The organism is Streptomyces sp. NBC_00984 (assembly GCF_045162475.1).
Classification (GTDB): Bacteria; Actinomycetota; Actinomycetes; order Streptomycetales; family Streptomycetaceae; genus Streptomyces.
Genome location: NZ_CP108734.1, coordinates 4,666,360 through 4,683,369, shown reverse-complemented (window position 1 = coordinate 4,683,369; position 17,010 = coordinate 4,666,360). Strand labels below are relative to the sequence as shown.

General features: G+C 70.4%; 14 protein-coding genes. 7 read left to right on the top strand and 7 right to left on the bottom strand.

What is annotated here, in order from left to right; translation table 11 throughout:
* Nucleotides 1–60 precede the first annotated feature (60 nt).
* From OG520_RS20800 to OG520_RS20790, 3 genes are all read left to right on the top strand, one after another.
* Complete coding sequence (locus OG520_RS20800; protein WP_406014141.1) at nucleotides 61–582, top strand: hypothetical protein; 522 nt, start codon at nucleotides 61–63, stop codon at nucleotides 580–582.
* 61 nt (nucleotides 583–643) lie between these two features.
* Nucleotides 644–1,942 (top strand): M18 family aminopeptidase, encoded by a 1,299-nt coding sequence (locus OG520_RS20795; protein ID WP_406014140.1) that lies wholly within the window; start codon nucleotides 644–646, stop codon nucleotides 1,940–1,942.
* Nucleotides 1,943–2,125: 183 nt separating this feature from the next.
* On the top strand, nucleotides 2,126–5,083 hold the full coding sequence (locus tag OG520_RS20790) for a BTAD domain-containing putative transcriptional regulator (protein WP_406014139.1): 2,958 nt from the start codon (nucleotides 2,126–2,128) through the stop codon (nucleotides 5,081–5,083).
* A 48-nt stretch (nucleotides 5,084–5,131) separates the two neighbouring features.
* Here OG520_RS20790 and OG520_RS20785 read toward each other — a convergent pair whose 3' ends face one another.
* Nucleotides 5,132–6,958: an NHL domain-containing thioredoxin family protein gene (locus OG520_RS20785; protein ID WP_406014138.1), complete on the bottom strand. Its 1,827-nt coding sequence runs from the start codon at nucleotides 6,956–6,958 to the stop codon at nucleotides 5,132–5,134.
* A gap of 64 nt (nucleotides 6,959–7,022) precedes the next feature.
* On the opposite strand from OG520_RS20785, the gene OG520_RS20780 reads away from it, so the two are divergent.
* Nucleotides 7,023–7,514: an LURP-one-related/scramblase family protein gene (locus OG520_RS20780; protein WP_266416988.1), complete on the top strand. Its 492-nt coding sequence runs from the start codon at nucleotides 7,023–7,025 to the stop codon at nucleotides 7,512–7,514.
* A gap of 32 nt (nucleotides 7,515–7,546) precedes the next feature.
* Here the strand turns inward: OG520_RS20780 and OG520_RS20775 are convergent, their stop codons facing one another.
* A complete protein-coding gene (locus OG520_RS20775) occupies nucleotides 7,547–8,344 on the bottom strand; it encodes a carbon-nitrogen family hydrolase (protein WP_406014137.1) in 798 nt (265 codons plus the stop codon).
* A gap of 170 nt (nucleotides 8,345–8,514) precedes the next feature.
* Between OG520_RS20775 and OG520_RS20770 the strand changes: the two genes are divergently transcribed.
* Complete coding sequence (locus tag OG520_RS20770; protein ID WP_266416983.1) at nucleotides 8,515–9,339, top strand: maleylpyruvate isomerase family mycothiol-dependent enzyme; 825 nt, start codon at nucleotides 8,515–8,517, stop codon at nucleotides 9,337–9,339.
* Nucleotides 9,340–9,420: 81 nt separating this feature from the next.
* On the opposite strand, the gene OG520_RS20765 is transcribed toward OG520_RS20770, so the two are convergent.
* A complete protein-coding gene (locus OG520_RS20765) occupies nucleotides 9,421–10,731 on the bottom strand; it encodes a nitrate/nitrite transporter (protein WP_266416982.1) in 1,311 nt (436 codons plus the stop codon).
* Nucleotides 10,728–11,423 carry a GntR family transcriptional regulator gene (locus OG520_RS20760; RefSeq protein WP_266416981.1) on the bottom strand — a complete coding sequence of 232 codons (696 nt, stop codon included), beginning with the start codon at nucleotides 11,421–11,423 and terminating at the stop codon, nucleotides 10,728–10,730. Before OG520_RS20760 ends, OG520_RS20765 begins: the two co-directional genes overlap by 4 nt.
* Before the next feature lie 230 nt (nucleotides 11,424–11,653).
* On the opposite strand from OG520_RS20760, the gene OG520_RS20755 reads away from it, so the two are divergent.
* Nucleotides 11,654–12,553 carry a D-alanyl-D-alanine carboxypeptidase family protein gene (locus OG520_RS20755; protein WP_399328622.1) on the top strand — a complete coding sequence of 300 codons (900 nt, stop codon included), beginning with the start codon at nucleotides 11,654–11,656 and terminating at the stop codon, nucleotides 12,551–12,553.
* Between the two features lie 69 nt (nucleotides 12,554–12,622).
* On the opposite strand, the gene OG520_RS20750 is transcribed toward OG520_RS20755, so the two are convergent.
* The gene (locus OG520_RS20750) at nucleotides 12,623–13,057 is read right to left on the bottom strand and encodes a VOC family protein (protein ID WP_406014136.1); all 435 of its coding nucleotides are present in this window, start codon (nucleotides 13,055–13,057) and stop codon (nucleotides 12,623–12,625) included.
* Between the two features lie 372 nt (nucleotides 13,058–13,429).
* On the opposite strand from OG520_RS20750, the gene OG520_RS20745 reads away from it, so the two are divergent.
* The gene (locus tag OG520_RS20745) at nucleotides 13,430–14,032 is read left to right on the top strand and encodes a response regulator transcription factor (RefSeq protein WP_406014135.1); all 603 of its coding nucleotides are present in this window, start codon (nucleotides 13,430–13,432) and stop codon (nucleotides 14,030–14,032) included.
* A gap of 21 nt (nucleotides 14,033–14,053) precedes the next feature.
* On the opposite strand, the gene OG520_RS20740 is transcribed toward OG520_RS20745, so the two are convergent.
* Both OG520_RS20740 and OG520_RS20735 read right to left on the bottom strand, forming a co-directional pair.
* Entirely contained in the window at nucleotides 14,054–15,688 is a 1,635-nt protein-coding gene (locus OG520_RS20740) for an ABC-F family ATP-binding cassette domain-containing protein (protein ID WP_406014134.1), read from the bottom strand.
* 17 nt (nucleotides 15,689–15,705) lie between these two features.
* Nucleotides 15,706–16,962, bottom strand: coding sequence for an MFS transporter (locus OG520_RS20735; protein ID WP_385325647.1), 1,257 nt, complete (start codon nucleotides 16,960–16,962; stop codon nucleotides 15,706–15,708).
* Nucleotides 16,963–17,010 lie beyond the last annotated feature (48 nt).

The window sequence follows — 17,010 nt, the reverse complement described above, 5'->3', positions numbered from 1 at the left end:
CTGTCGTATCAGCTGGGTACGCTGGCTGCAGGGCTCAGAATCCCGTCCGTGGGAGGAACCATGACCGCCGAGGCACTGCCCGACTCGCTGCACCGCCAGCCGGACGGCTCCAGGTGGCCGGTCCCGCCGCCGGTCTGCGTGTCCAGGACGAAGGAGCAGCGGGGGACGGCCTGCCACAAGGCCACGTCCTGGGGTTCGTCCGCCTTCGCGCGCAAGACGGACGCGACCACCCTGATTTTCTGGGTCCTCGCCTACAAGGACGGGAAGGCCGCGGACGCCGCGTACGACGACCTGATCACGTGGTACGGCGGGGACCGGGTCGGCCAGGACGCCGAGAAGGTGGACGTCGGCAGTCCGGGCGCCGAGCGCGAGGCCGACCGCGCCGCGGTCGGCACCATGGGCGGACCAGGCACGATCGCGCAGATCCGGGTCGGGACGACCGTCCTGAGCATCAGCACCGGAACCCAGGGCAAATCAGCCGTCCCCGACAAGGAGGTCAAGGCGTTCGCGACCATGTTCGCCGAGCGCGCGCAGCAGGCCCAGAACGGCGAGAAGCCCTCGGCGACCCTCCCTGGACATTGAGCGGACGCCCTCGTGCGACGGTGGTGAAGCCGCCCGGTCCGGTCTCGTTACAGTGAGGAACATGAGTTCCTCCCTCCGCTTCGACCGCGGTCACACCGACGATCTGATGGCCTTCCTGATGGCCTCCCCCTCCCCGTACCACGCCGTGGCGACCGCGGCCGCCCGGCTGGAGAAGGCCGGGTTCCGGCAGGTCGAGGAGACCGCGGCCTGGGACGGGACCAGCGGGGGCAAGTACGTCCTGCGCGGCGGTGCGATCGTGGCCTGGTACGTGCCGGAGGGCGCCGAGGCGCACACCCCGTTCCGGATCGTCGGGGCGCACACCGACTCGCCGAACCTGCGGGTCAAGCCGCTGCCCGACACCGGGGCGCACGGCTGGCGGCAGGTCGCTGTGGAGGTCTACGGCGGGACGCTGCTCAACACCTGGCTCGACCGGGACCTCGGCCTGGCCGGCCGGATCTCGCTGCGTGACGGCACGCACCGGCTGGTGAACATCGACCGGCCGCTGCTGCGCGTACCGCAGCTGGCCGTGCACCTGGACCGGTCGGCCAACCCCGACGGGCTCAAGCTCGACCGGCAGAAGCACATGCAGCCGATCTGGGGGCTCGGGGACGTCGAGGAGGGCGACCTGATCCGGTTCGTCGCCGAGGAGGCCGGCGTCGACGCCGCGGACGTGACCGGCTGGGACCTGATGCCGCACGCCGTCGAGCCGCCCGCCTACCTGGGCCGGGACCGCGAACTGCTGGCCGGTCCCAGGATGGACAACCTGCTCTCCGTGCACGCGGCGACCGCCGCACTCGGCGCCGTCGCCGGGCAGCCGGACGAGGAGCTTCCGTACATCCCGGTCATGGCCGCCTTCGACCACGAGGAGAACGGCTCGCAGTCCGACACCGGCGCCGACGGGCCGCTGCTCGGCACGGTCCTGGAGCGTTCCGTCTTCGCGCGCGGCGGGACGTACGAGGACCGCGCCCGTGCCTTCGCCGGGACGGTCTGTCTCTCCTCCGACACCGGTCACGCGATCCACCCCAACTACGCCGAGCGCCACGACCCGACCCACCACCCGGTGGCCAACGGCGGACCGATCCTCAAGGTCAACGTCAATATGCGGTACGCGACCGACGGCAGCGGCCGGGCCGTGTTCGCGGCGGCGTGCCGGAAGGCGGACGTGCCGTGGCAGTCGTTCGTCTCCAACAACTCGATGCCGTGCGGCACCACGATCGGCCCGATCACCGCTGCCCGGCACGGGATCCAGACCGTGGACATCGGCGTCGCGATCCTGTCGATGCACAGCGCCCGTGAGCTGTGCGGGGCGGACGACCCGTATCTGCTGGCCAACGCGCTGACGGCGTTCCTGGCGGGCTGAGCCACCCGCCGCGAGGCCATCGACGGGCCGGTGCGCGAGGCGCGCCGGCCCGGCCGACGACGCCGTTCCGCTCGCACCCCGCCGGTCGGGCACGACCCGTCGCCGACTCTCCGGCACCCCCGATATCCTGGGATTTTCCCGTGCCCGGCTCCGGGCGCATCCCGCCCGGAAGGGAAGCTGCTCGTGGAGTTCCGGCTGCTCGGCACCGTCTCCGTCGACACGTTCACCGGGCCGCTGCCGCTCGGCCCCGCCAAACGCCGCAGTCTGCTCGCCGCGCTGCTGCTGTCCGCCAACACCCCCGTCTCCATCGCCAGGCTGACGGACTCCCTGTGGGACGACACACCGCCGCTGCACGCCCGCAGCGTCATCCAGGGGCATGTGTCCCGGCTGCGCGCCCTGCTGGTGGGTGCGGACGCGGAGGCGTACGGGGTGGAGCTGGTCACGCTCGGCGACGCGTATGTGCTGCGGCTGCCGGAAACCCTGCTGGACTCGCAGCGCTTCGAGGAGCTGCTGACGCTGGCGCGGGGGCAGCGCAGCCCCGTCGACGCGGTACTGATGCTCAAGGAGGCCCTGTCCCTGTGGCAGGGCCCGGCGCTCAGCGGCGCGTTCGCCGGACGGCCGCTCCAGGCGGCCGCGCACTCGCTGGAGGAGTCGCGGCTGGCGACGGTCGAGCAACTGGCGCGCGCCTACGCCGCGCTGGGGGAGCACAACCGGGCGGCGGCGGTACTGCGGTCGGAGGCCGTCGCGCATCCGATGCGGGAGTCGCTGGCGGCGGCCCTGATGACGGCGCTGTACCGGGCGGGGCGTCAGTCGGAGGCACTGGACTGGTTCCACCGCACGAGGCGGCTGCTCGCCGACGAGCTGGGGATCGATCCCGGACACGAACTCGCCGACGCGTACGCGCTGATCCTGCGCGGCGACCCCGGGCCGGACGCCGGACGGGAGGGCGGACGGAACGCGCCCGGCGGTCCGGGGACGACAGCCCGCGGCCCGGTCCGGTCGGGCGGCGGTGACAGCGGCGGCTCCGGGAACGGGGCCGTGCCCGCGGCCCGCCCGGCGGCGGACCGACGGGCCGGAACGGACGGCGGGGCCGCGGCGGCACCGGCCGACCGCCCGGCCGAGCGGCCCTGCGATACGGGCGGCGGTACGGGCAGCGGTACGAGCGGCGCCCCCAGCCCCGCGCCGCCCCGCCCCCTCCCCGTGCCGTCCCTCGCCGGCGAGCCGCACCCCACCGATCTGCTGCCCCGCGCGCCCCGCGGCTTCCAGGGGCGGACCGCCGAACTGGCCGCCCTCACCCGGGCCGCGGCGGGCGAGGCACCCGTCTGCCTGGTCACCGGACCGGCCGGGGTGGGCAAGACCGCGCTGGCCCTGCAGTGGGCGCACCGCAACCCGGCCGCCTTCCCGGACGGACGGCTCTTCGCCGATCTGCGCGGGTTCAGCGACACCGGTGAGCCCGCACTCGTCGAAGTCCTGCGCGAGTTCCTGCTGGCGCTCGGCGTCGCGCCCCGCCGCGTCCCGGAGTCCCTCGCGGCCGCGGCCGCGCTCTTCCGGTCACTGACCGACCGGCGCCGTCTGCTCGTCATACTCGACAACGCCCGCCACTCCGCCACCGTCCGGCCGCTGCTGCCGGGCGGCACCGACTGCGTCACGCTGGTCACCAGCAGGCACCGGCTGGAGGGCCTCATCGCCTCGGACGCGGCCCGTCCCGTACCGCTCGACGTACTCGAACCGCCGGACGGCACGGCACTGCTGGCCGGTGTGCTCGGTGAGGACCGGGTGCTCGCCGAGCCGGTCGCGGCCCGCCGGCTCGCCGAACTCTGCGGAGGGCTGCCACTCGCCCTCCGGGTCACCGCGGCCCGGCTGGCCGGACGCCCGAGCTGGACGCTGGCCGGTCTCGCGGACGAACTGGCCGACGAGCACAGCCGGCTGACCTACCTCGACGTGGACGACACCGGTGTCTCGGCCGCGCTGCGGCTGACCGTGCAGCAGCTGCCGCAGGACGCCGTCCACCAGCTCGCCCGGCTCGGCCACCACCCCGGCGGCCACTTCGACCCGTACACGGCCGCCGCGCTCGCCGGCACCGACCCGGTCGTCGCCACGGCGGCGCTGGAACGGCTCGCCGCCGCCCATCTCGTCACCGAGACGACTCCGGGGCGCTGGGCGCTGCACGATCTGGTGCGCCTCTACGCCCGCGGCATGGACCCCGCGGAAGGGTCGGAGGCGCTCATCGGTGTCCTCGACCACTACATCGCCACCGCGCTCGCCGCCGCCGACACGGCCGAGCCCGGCGGCGAGCCCTGCTTCGTCCTGCCGGAGGACTACCACCGCCCGGTCGCCGTACGGGACTTCGTCGACCGGGCGGCGGCGATGCACTGGCTGGCGGCCGAACGCGACGATCTGGCACTGGCCGCCGACGCGGCCCGGACCGCCGGGTTCCACGACCGGGCGTGGCGGATCATCCTGCTCCAGTGGCCGCAGGTGGTGTGGCGGGTGCGGGACAACTGGTCCCCGCTGCTGGAACTGGCGCTGGACTCCGCCCGCGCCCACGACGACGCGTACGCCGAGTCGAGGGTGCTCAACCTGCTGGGCTGGGTGCTGACCGAGGAGGGCAGGACCACCGAGGCCGTCACCCTGCTGGAACGCTCGCCCGTTCTGGCCCGGCGGGCCGGCGACCGGCTCGGCGAGGCGACCGCACTGATCAACCTCGCCGTCGTCCAGGCCGAGCAGGGAGAGCTCGACACGGCTCTGGAGGACTGCGGGCGGGCTGTCGACCTGGCCCGTGAGGAACGGGACGCGCACACCGAGATGCTGGCGCTCCAGCACCTCGCCCGGATGCAGCTCACCGCGAACCGGCCGCACGAAGCCCTCGAATCCGTCCGGACGGCGCTCGACCTGGGGCCCGAGCACGAGGAGGTCGCCCGCCGGGTGCTGCTGCTGACCACCAGCGGCGAGGCCCGTCTGGCACTCGGCGAGGAGAACGACGGGATCCGGCTGCTGGACCGGGCGGCCGGGGAGGCGGAGTCCGCCGGATACGACACCGGCGCGGTACGGGCCCTCCAGGCGCTGCTGCGGGTGACGGCCGAGCCGGAGTACCGCAAGCGGTACGAGGAGGCGGTCCGACGGCTCACCCACAACGGGTGAGCCCCCTCCCGGACGCGATCACGAGAGCGCCCGGGAGACCGCGGGAGGTCAGGCCTGCTCGTCCATTCCCGCCAGCACCAGCGGCAGCCGGGGCGTGCCCTGTGCGCTCACGCGGACGGGGACGCCCCAGTCCTGCTGGTGGACGTGGCAGGCCGGGTACTCGTTCGAGGGGTCGTCGTCGCAGGACGCCGCCATGGCCGACACATGCAGGACGCCCTCGGTGACGCCCTCGGCGAGGACCAGGTCGCGGAAGAGGTCGGTACCGGGGCCCGCGCCCTCGGCCAGCAGCTCCGGCGGGGTCGCCGAGACCAGCAGCCGGGTCGAGGGGCCGTACCGGGTGTCCAGCTTCTGCCCGGCGGGCGCCTGGAAGACCACATCGAGCCGGAGCGTGCCCGGGGCGATCTCGGTGGCCGCGCGCCGGGTGCGGTGGGCGCGGTCGGCGACGCGTACGGCCTCCTCGGGGAGCCGCAGCCGGGTCAGCCGGTGCCGGGCGGACTCGACGACCACGAGATCGCCGTCGACCAGCACGGCGTCGCTCGGCTCGCGCAGATCCGTGGCCAGGGTGGTGACCTCACCGCTCCCGGGGTCGTAGCGCCGCAGCGCGTGGTTGTACGTGTCGCAGACGGCGACGGACCCGTCGGGCAGCGCGGTCACCCCCAGCGGGTGCTGGAACAGGGCCTGCCCGGCGGCGCCGTCGCGGTGTCCGAAGTCGAAGAGTCCGGTGCCGACGGCCGTACGGACGGCGAAGCCGGATCCGTCGCGCTCGACGTACCGCAGGGCGGACGTCTCCGAGTCGGCGACCCAGAGCCGCTCCCCGTCGGCGGACGTGGCGAGCCCGGACGGCTGGGCGAACCACGCCTCGGCGGCCTCCCCGTCGACCAGGCCCTCGTTGGTGGTACCCGCGGCGACCTGGACGGTCTCCGTCGCGGGGTCGTACGTCCACAGCTGGTGCACGCCCGCCATGGCGATCCACAGCCGGTCCGCGAACCAGGCGACGTCCCAGGGGGAGGAGAGGTCGACCTCGCGGGCCGGCCCGGACGTCGGCGAACCCTGCCACCACTGGCGGCCGGTGCCGGCGAGCGTCGTCGTCACCCCGGTGCCGAGGTCGAGGGCGCGGATGGCGTGATTGACCGTGTCGGCGACCGCGATCCGGCCGTCGGGCAGCACGGCGAGGCCCTGCGGCTCGGAGAACCGGGCCTCGTCGGGGGCGCCGTCGGCGAACCCCCTGTCCCCTGATCCGATGTGACGGCGAACCGTTTCACTGTCACGTTCGATCTCCACCAGGCGGTGACGGGTGGTGTCGGAGACGAGGAAGCCGCCGTCGGGCAGGAGCAGCGCCTTGCCGGGGAAGCGCAGATGCGTGGCGACCGGTTCGGGCGCGACATAGGGGCCGTCGCCGCGGCGCAGCGTGCCCTTCGCCGCGTGCTCGGCCTCCAGCTCCTCGACCAGCTTCTCGATGGCGTGCGCATGGCCCTCGCCGGCGTGCTGGGCGACGACATAGCCCTCGGGATCGATGACGACGAGCGTGGGCCAGGCCCGTACGGCGTACTGCTTCCAGGTCGCCAGTTCCGGATCGTCGAGGACCGGGTGGTGGACCTCGTACCGCTCGACGGCGTCGACGACGGCCTGGTGCTCGGCCTCGTGGACGAACTTCGGCGAGTGCACCCCGATGATCACCAGGGTGTCGCGGTGCTTCTCCTCCAGCTCGCGCAGCTCATCGAGGACATGCAGGCAGTTCACACAGCAGAAGGTCCAGAAATCCAGAATCACAATGCGTCCTCGCAGGTCAGCGAGGGTGTACTGCTGGTCGCCTGTATTCAGCCAGCCACCCTTGCCGACCAGCTCGGGGGCCCTGACGCGCGCACGTGTTGCCATGTGAACAGTCAACATCACCGTGGCATCCACACATTCCGCAGGGACCTCGGGGAACCTGTGAGCCATGAGATTCCTGGTGCGTGAACGACTCTTCGCCGTCGGTGACGACTACTGGATCGAGGACACGGACGGCCGCAAGGTGTTCCTCGTCGACGGCAAGGCCATGCGGGTGCGGGACACCTTCGAGCTGAAGGACGCACAGGGCCGGATCCTGGTCGAGATCCGGCAGAAGCTGCTCAGCCTGCGCGACACGATGCTCATCGAGCGCGACGGCGAACAGCTCGCCAGGATCAAGCGCAAGCGGCTGTCGCTGCTGCGCAACCACTACCGGGTCACGCTGGTCGACGGCACCGAGCTCGACGTCAGCGGCAAGATCCTGGACCGCGAGTTCGCCATCGACTACGACGGGGAACTGCTGGCCCAGATCTCCCGGCGCCGACTGACCGTCCGGGACACCTACGGCATCGATGTCGTACGGGAGGACGCCGACACGGCACTGCTCATCGCCGTATCGGTCTGCGTCATCGTGCTCGCGGACAAGGAGCGCGAGGACTGACCCGCCCCGGTTTCACGTGAAACGAAGTGGTCCTACCGGAGCCTGGGCGGGGCCAGTCCCAGGCGACGGTCCTTGAGGGCCGGGAACTGCTCACGGGTCGTCGCCACCCTCGCCGGGTCGAACTCCACGCCGAGCACCTCCTCGTCCGCGCCCGCCTCCGCGAGCACCTCGCCCCACGGGTCGACGACGATGCTGTGCCCGGCCTGCTGGACTCCGGCGTGGGTGCCCGCGGTGCCGACGGCCAGGACGTACGACTGGTTCTCGACGGCGCGGGCCTGCGCCAGCAGCGTCCAGTGGGCCCGGCGCCGCTCGGGCCAGCCCGCCGCGACGATCAGTGTCCCGGCGCCCGCGTCGACCAGGCCGCGGAACATCTCCGGGAAGCGCAGGTCGTAACAGGTGGCGAGGCCGAGCGTGGTCTGCGGCAGGGCGACCGTGACCAGTTCCTCGCCGGCACCCATCATGACCGCCTCGCCCTTGTCGAAGCCGAAGCGGTGGATCTTGCGGTACGTGGCGGCCCGCTCGCCCTCGGGCGTGAAGACCAGCGAGGTGTTGAAGAGGGTGCCGTCTTGGGCGCGCTCGACGAAGGAGCCCGCATGCAGCCAGACCCCGGCGTCGGCCGCGGCCTTCGCCATGATGTCGTGGGTGGGCCCCTGGAGCGGTTCGGCCTCGTCCGCGAAGTCGGCATACGCGAAGGCGCCGACCGGCCAGAGCTCGGGAAGCACCACCAGATCCGCACCGCGCTGGGCCTCGACCAGTGAAGCCGCACGCTGCCTACGGGCGTTGACGGATTCGTCCGGGTCTACTGCGATCTGGATGAGGGAGGCGCGCACACTACCACCGTCCTGGCATTCGAGCCGTCAACACGGGCCTACGATCGTCACACGAAAGCACTGCCGGGGTGCCTGCTCGCAGCGTAACTTAGCGAACGAACCTCCCACGCAGCCCGCCGCCCGCGCCAAGCTCTCCAGCCCATGCACCGCAGAACCGCACGAGGGGTCCCGTGACCGTCCATCCCAGCCTCCAGACCTACGCCGATGCCTGGACCCACTCCATCGAGTCGATAGCCGAGCTGGTGAAGCCACTCGCCGAGGGGGAGTGGAACCGCCGTACGCCATGCCCCGCCTGGTCGGTGCGCGACATCGTCTCGCACGTCATCGGCATGGAGTCCGAGCAGCTCGGCGACCCGCGCCCGATCCACACGCTGCCCCGCGACCTCTACCACGTGCAGAACGACTTCGCCCGGTACATGGAGATGCAGGTCGATGTGCGGCGTCACCACACCGCACCGGAGATGACCTCCGAGCTGGAGTACACGATCATCCGGCGGGCGCGTCAGCTGCGCAACGAGACGCGTGACCCCGAGACCATGGTCCGGGCGCCGCTCGGCGCCGAGCAGACCCTCGAACTGGCGCTGCGGATGCGCGCCTTCGACGTCTGGGTGCATGAGCAGGACCTGCGGGCGACGCTGGGACAGCCCGGCAATCTGGACTCCCCCGGCGCCACCGTCGTCCGGGACACCCTGCTGCAGGCGCTGCCGAAGGTGGTCGCCAAGGACGCGGGGGCACCGGCCAGTTCGGCGATCGTGCTCGATGTGCACGGCCCGCTGGAGTTCCTGCGCACCGTCAGGGTCGACGCGGAGGGCCGTGGTTCGGTGGACGGTTCGCCGTCGCTCGGGCCCGCGGTGACGCTGGCGATGGACTGGGAGACGTACTTCCTCCTCGCCTGCGGGCGGGTGCGCGCGGGTACGGTCGCCGAGCGGATCAAGGTCGAGGGCGATCAGGACCTGGCGACGGCGATCCTGCAGAACTTCGCCGTGACGCCGTGACGGCGTAGTGCCGTGACGTCATGATCGGCGGCGCCCGTCGCACGAGGGACGGGCGCGCCGCCGATCCGGCGCGCGGGGCGGTCACACCGGTACGTGCACGGCCTCCACGCGGCTGACCACATGGTGGTCCCGCTCGCGGTGCGTGGCCCTGGAGTGCAGCCGCAGGATCTGTACGACGCCGAGCGCCTCCAGCACGAAGACCGAGGCGAAGGCGATCCGGTAGTTGTCGCCGGTCGCGTCCAGCAGCACACCGACGGCGAACAGCGTGGTCATCGAGGCGACGAAGCCGCCCATGTTGACGATGCCCGACGCGGTGCCCTGCCGCTCCGGCGGATTCGCCGGCCGCGCGAAGTCGAATCCGATCATCGAGGCCGGACCGCACGCGCCGAGCACCACGCACAGCACGATCAGCAGCCACATCGGCGCATGGTCGCCCGGACAGAAGATGGCCGACGCCCAGAGCAGCGCCGTCACCGCGACCGTACCGAGGGCCAGCGGGGCGCGGGCCGCGTGGTGGCGGGCGATGATCTGCCCGTAGACCAGCCCGAAAGCCATGTTGGAGAGCACCACCAGGGTGAGCAGCTCCCCGGCGGTGGACCGGCTGAGCCCCTGCGCCTCCACCAGGAACGGCAGCCCCCACAGCAGCAGGAACACCATGGCCGGGAACTGCGTGGTGAAGTGCACCCACATACCGAGCCGGGTGCCGGGCTCCCGCCAGGAAGCGGCGATCTGCTTGCGCACATAGGCGGCACCCGCGTGCTCCGCGGGCGGCGGCTCATGGCCCTCGGGGTGGTCCTTCAGGAACAGCAGGAGCAGGACGAGGACGACGACCCCGGCGACGGAGCTGCCGACGAACGTGGTGGTCCAGCCGAACCCGTGCAGGGCCCGTGCGATGAAGAGCGTCGAGACGAGGTTGCCCGCCATCCCGAAGAGCGCCGCGACCTGGCCGATCAGCGGGCCGCGCCGGGCCGGGAACCAGCGGGCGCCGAGCCGCAGCACGCTGATGAACGTCATCGCGTCACCGCAGCCGAGCAGCGCCCTGGACGCCAGCGCCATGCCGTACGAGGGGGAGAGCGCGAAGCCGAGCTGCCCGAGGGTGAACAGGACGGCCCCGAGAGCGAGGACCTTCTTGGTGCCGAGCCGGTCGACCATCAGGCCGACGGGTATCTGCATGCCCGCGTAGACGAGCAGCTGAAGGATGGAGAACGTGGAGAGCGCGGAGGCGTTGACGTGGAACCGGTCGGCGGCGTCCAGCCCGGCGACACCCAGGCTGGTGCGGAAGATGATGGCGACGAAGTAGACGGCGACCCCGATGCCCCAGACCCGGGCGGCACGTCGGCCGCCGGGTGGATCGCCGGGCAGGGACAGGGTGGGAGCGGCGGCAGAACTCACCGGTCCTCACCCCTGACCAGCACCTTGACCCGGCTGACATGGCGACGCACGACCTGCGCGGCACCGTCCGCGTCACCGGCCCTGATCGCCTCCAGCAGCTCGCCGTGCTCGGTGATGTTGGCGGCGATCCGCCCCGGGTGCGCCTCCATCACGGCGACGCCCATCCGCAACTGCCGGTCACGCAGCTGGTCGTAGAGGCGCGAGAGGATGTCGTTGCCCGCGTTGCGCACGATCTCGGCGTGGAAGCAGCGGTCCTTCACCGACACCTCGGCCAGATCCCCGGCCTCGGCCAGCTGCCGCTGCTCCTCCAGGAGTTCTTCGAGCCGGCCGATCAGCTGCGCGGAGGCGGGCACGGCCTTGCGCGCCGCGAACTCCTCGACCAGCAGCCGGGTTTCCACCACATCGGCGATCTCCTGCGCGGAGACGGCGAGGACGAGGGCACCCTTCTTCGGATACAGCTTGATCAGCCCCTCGACCTCCAGCCGCAGCAGCGCCTCGCGCACCGGCGTGCGGGAGACCCCGACGGCCTCCGCGAGGTCTCCTTCGGTGAGGAGCGTGCCGCCCTCGTAACGGCGGTGCAGGACCGCCTCCTTGATGTGGGCGTACACGCGCTCGGCTGCGGGGGGCTGCTTGATGGGGGACTTCACGACGGGCTTCGCGGCAGGCTTCACGGCTGGGGGTGCGGCAGGCATGTACACAGCATAGATACAAGATGCGTGCATGGCGAAACGAGTCCGGGATCCGGACGGACACACGCCCGTCCCCGGCCGGCCCGCGCGCGCTTCACATGATCCTGGCCGGAATCACCCGTAGCCCTGAAATTGCCCCAGGAATCAGCACATCCATCCCCCGCCCTCATGAGTCTCACCACCGAGCGGCACCCACATGTGGCCGCATTCCAGGGGCATTTGGAGCGTTCAAGTTGAAAATCGGCATTAAGGGCATAAACCGCGTTACTGCCACTGCCACCGTGGCCCTGACGGCAGGTGCCGTCATCGCGGGCAGCGCGTTCGCCTCCACCGCGCAGGCCGCCACGCTGCCCAACCCCAAGATCACCGCCGCGGGCGGGTACGTGATGAACAACGGCACCGCGAAGTCCCTGTTCGCCAAGACCGCGGACACCCGTCGTTCCACCGGCTCCACCACCAAGATCATGACGGCGAAGGTGGTGCTGTCGCAGAAGAACCTGAACCTGGATTCCAAGGTCACGATCCAGAAGGCGTACAGCGACTACATCGTCTCCAAGGGCGCCTCGTCGGCCCGCCTCATCGTGGGCGACAAGGTCACGGTCCGCCAGCTGCTGTACGGCCTGATGCTGCCGTCCGGCTGCGACGCCGCCTACGCGCTGGCCGACAAGTTCGGCTCCGGCTCCACCCGCGCGGCCCGCGTGAAGTCGTTCATCGGCAAGATGAACGCCCAGGCCAAGTCCCTCGGGCTGAAGAACACCCACTTCGACTCGTTCGACGGCATAGGGAACGGCTCGAACTACTCGACGCCGCGCGACCTGACGAAGATCGCCAGCAGCGCGATGAAGAGCTCCACCTTCCGCTCCGTCGTCAAGACCAAGTCGACCAAGCAGAAGGTCACCACGAAGTCCGGCGGCTACCGGTACATGTCGTGGTCCAACACCAACACCATGCTCAGCAGCTACAGCGGCGCCATCGGCATCAAGACCGGCTCCGGACCGTCGGCCAAGTACTGCCTGGTCTTCGCCGCGACCCGCGGCAGCAAGACGGTCATCGGCACCGTGCTCGGCTCCTCTAGCGCGGCCAACCGCACCGCGGACATGAAGAAGATCATGGACTACTCCTTCAAGAAGTAGCCCGGCCCGGCAACGCACACAAAGAGGGGGCCCGCGCCACGCGGGCCCCCTCTCGCCGCACCGGAGGGCTCAGTCGAGACAGAACTCGTTGCCCTCGACGTCCTGCATGTTGATGCACGACTCGTTGTCCTCGTCGGCATACAGCACCTGCGTGCACACCGCGCCGAGCGCCACCAGCCGATCGCGTTCGGCCTCAAGCACGGCCAGCCGCTCCGCACCCACGAGCCCGGTGCCGGCCCGCACGTCGACGTGCACCCGGTTCTTGGCGACCTTGCCTTCGGGAACGCGCTGGAAGTACATGCGCGGGCCCTCACCCGTGGGATCGGAGCACGCGAACCACGCACCCCGCTCCTCGGACGGCAGTGAGTCGTTATAGGCGTCCCAGGAGTCAAACCCCTCCGGAGGCGGCGGTGCGACGTACCCCAACACCTCGCACCAGAAACGAGCGACGCGCTCGGGATCCGCGCAGTCGAAAGTGATCTGGATCTTCCTTACCGATGCCATTCGGCCACCCTAACAGCGGGCCTCCGCCATACAACCGCCGCCGATTAACTGCACGTTGACCGGCAGATGGACACGTCACCCCCACCGTCCGCCCCATCTCTCGGGCCCACCCCGGCCTGCGGCCAGACATCCCTTCGACACGTTTTCAGCAGTCTTCTGGAAGAGGCAGTTCGCAGGCATGACACCCGAAGAGGCCGCCACTCCTCCTTCTGAGGCATGAAGCTGTTGCCTGCCCGCGAATCGATCCGGCTCCACCAATGCAGAGGAGTGAACCGATGACGTGCAAGGAGAGCGCCAAGGCCATCGCCCGACGGGTGGAAGTGATGGCACCAGCCGTGGGCACAGGGGGCGCACGTCAATCAGGCCGAATCAGTGAGCGGGGTTGAGGAAGCGATGTACCGAATCGGTTTGCTGCACAGCCATCCCCTGATTGCCTGGGCCGTGGACCGGGCACTGGCCACCGTCCCCGACCTCTCGGTCAGCCTGCTCGACATGAGCTCTGCCGTCCCGGACTCCGGGTGCGACGATGCGTACGACGTTCTGATCACCAATCAGATTTCCAACTCCGGTGATCAGCCACCGGACTTCAAGGTTCCCAAGGCATCCTGCGTTCTCGTGATGTCGCCGTTGCCCGAGGGAATCGCAGCTGAGACGTTCGGCGCCGATGGCTACCTCAGCGAGTTCAGCTCACCGAGCGAACTGGTCCGAGCGGTCCATCGAGCAGCCGTAGCGGGGCAACCGCCCTCGGACGGCCAGGCCAAGGTTTCAGCGCAAGAACGCCCCGATCTATCCAAGCGGGAGCGGCAGGTACTCGGCTTCATTGCGGATGGGCTGACACATGCGCAAGTAGCCAGGCGGCTCGCAATCAGCCAGCACACCGTCGACACCTACGTAAAGCGAATCCGGTGCAAATTGAGGGTTGGGAACAAAGCTGAACTCACCAGGGCAGCGTTGGCCATGTGCTGGGCGGCCTGAGGGCTGTCCCGTAGCAGTACCTCATGGGCCGCTGAGCTCGGTGACCTCCACCGTCGTGTCGATGCGTACCGACTCGGCAAGCCTCCGATCATGGGTGACCAGCAGAAGGGAGCCCGAGAAGCTGTCCAACGCCTGCTCCAGCTGTTGAACCGCTTCAATGTCCAGATGGTTCGTCGGCTCGTCCAGGATCAGGCAATTGACCCCTCTCGCCTGGAGCAGTGCCAGACCTGCGCGAGTCCGCTCCCCCGGCGACAAGGTCCGCGCCACGCGCAACGCCGCCTCCCCGCCCAGACGGAACTTCGCCAGCAGGGTCCGGGCCTCCGTCACGCCGAGGCCGGTCTTCGACCTCAGCACGTCGACCACGGGTCGACTGGTATCGAACAGTCGCCTGGTCTGGTCGATCTCCCCGACCACCACACCGGCACCGGCCCATTGCGAACCACTTTCCAGAGGTATCCGGCCGAGCAGGCATTCCAACAAGGTGGTCTTTCCCGAGCCGTTCGGGCCAGAGATCCGGATCCGCTCGCCCCAGCCCACCTCAAGGTCGATCGGCCCGAGAGTGAACGCCCCCCGGCGTACCACGGCTGCCCGCAGGGCCAGGGACACATCGCCCGTCCCCGCTGTCTCCGCAATCGAGAATCTCAGTTGCCAGGATTCCCGCACCTGCTCGGGGGCCTGCCTGTCGAGTCGTTCGACCGCGCGGTCCGCTTTCGCCGCAGCCGCGCCGGTCTGCTGGGCCCCTGCGATACGTGACGCCTTGCGGAACTTGTCCCCGTCAGGCTGACGGCGCGGATTCGCCGCCCGCTGCGTACCTTCCCGGGACCACTGGCGGTGAGTTCGCGCAGTGTCGACCAGACGGCGACGGGTCTCTTCATGCGCGCTGTACGCGTCAACGGCGCGTCGGCGAGCCAGCGCCCGCTCCGCGACAAAGGCGTCCCAGCCCCCGCCGTACTCCGCGCCCCGGCGCGTGAACTCGTCGAGTTCGACGATCCGGTTCACCGTCGCCGAGAGGAACGCCCGGTCATGGCTGACCAAGGCGATTCCGGCCCGTGACGTGTGCACATGGTGCTCCAGACGGTCCAGGCCGTCGGCGTCCAGGTCATTGGTCGGTTCATCGAGAAGAAGGACATCCGGCTGCGCCAGTAGCACCGCCGCCAGGGCCAAGCGGGCCCGCTGCCCGCCGGACAGGCCGGCTGTCTCCCGCCCGTCCAGATCCAGCCCCAGGTCGGAGGCGACCACCGTCGCCCGCTCCGAGAGATCCGCGCCGCCCAGCGAGAGCCAGGTGTCCCAGGCATCTGCATAGGCTTCACCTGCCTGAGGCTCCTCGCGCTCAAGAGCAATGGTGGCCTCGTCGAGCGCCGATTGCGCCGCGGCCACTCCGGTCCTGCGGGCCAGGTACTCCGCCGTGCTCTCACCGGCGAGCACATCGGCTTCCTGTGCCAGCCTGATCACTGTGGTCGTCTGTGGCGCTCGGACAACCGTTCCGCTCTCCGGGACCAGCTCGCCGGAGAGGACCTTGAGCAGGGTCGACTTCCCCGTGCCGTTGGGCGCCACGATACCCACCCGGTCTCCCCTGCCGAGTGAGAGGCTTACGCCACCTAGCACGGTGACACCGCCGAAAGCCAGTTCCACACCCCGGCAGTCGATGCGAGTCATGCGACAGCTTCTCCTTGTCAGTTCCGAACAGTGCTCTCGACAACTGCGGGGCTCTTGCGGGTGCGTGTACGGGTAGCGAGCTGGGCAGTCCCGGGAACGGCGAGCACTCCATAGGTGGACACCAGCAACACGACGGCAGCCAGGGTGGCAAAGGGCGCAACTCCGATGAACCGGACGAGCAGCGGTGTCACGGCGAGCGCGATGGGCTGGAGGCCGAAGCTGGCCAGCCCCTCCAGGGCGAAGACCCGGCCCTGGACCTGCTCCGGGAACTCACGCTGGAGCGAGCTGTACCAGAGGACCATGAAGCAGCCGACTCCGGCGGAACCGGCGGCACCAGCGGCGCAGAACATCCACAGGGGTACGTCGACAGCGAGGCATATAGGCGTCAGCAAGCAGGGAGCCAGCGCGTTCATGGCCCACAGTCCTGGACGGCCCGAGGAAACCCTGCCTCCCAGCAACGAGCCGATCACCGAACCCGCAAGAGTGGCGGCGCTGACCCAGCCGAAAGCGGAGAGGCCGTACCGGGCCTGGCTGACCATCGGCACCAGAATGTAGTTCGGCCCGAAGAGGAAGAACACCTGCACCGTGCCCTGGAGCATCAGGACCGATACCCAGGGCCTCCGACGGACCTCGACGAGGCCCTCCCGCGCCTCGGCCAGCACCCCCCGCAGCCCGTCCGGCTCGTCGGTCTGCGGGTCGGCGGTACGGATGGGTGGCAGGCGCAGCCAGACCAGCGTGACCAGGCTGACCACGAACGTGGCGATGTCCACCAGAAGGGTCTTCGGCGGTGAGATCCCGGCGAGCATGACCCCTGCCAGCAGGGCCCCGGCCATCGAGCCGATCCGCTTGGTGGACACGTCCAGGGCGTACGCCTGCTGACGCAGGTCCTCCGGCACCACCTGAGTGAGGGCCGCACGATGAGCCGGCTCGTACAGCGCTGCGCCCGCTCCGGTCATCGCCGCGGCGGCCAGCAGCAACGCAAGCGGCCCCTGCGAGGCGAAGAAGAAGAAGCCGCCGATCCCGGCCAGGCGGAGGACATCCGCGACGGCCATCACGAGGCTGCGGGAATATCTGTCGGCGACCACCCCGCCGGCCAGCAGCAGGACACCCATGACGGCGGACTCCACTGCCAGTAGCAGACCGAAGGTGCCGGGGCCGCGGTCCGGCACGACCAGGGCCGCGAGCACCACGACGGTGAGCTGGTTGCCCACCGTGCTCGTCACCTGCCCGAGCCAGAAGGCCAGGTATCGCCGGCTACGTAAGAGAGCGCGCATTTCAGGTTGCGACATAGTCTTTCTCACCAGAATGGAGGGAGAGCGAGG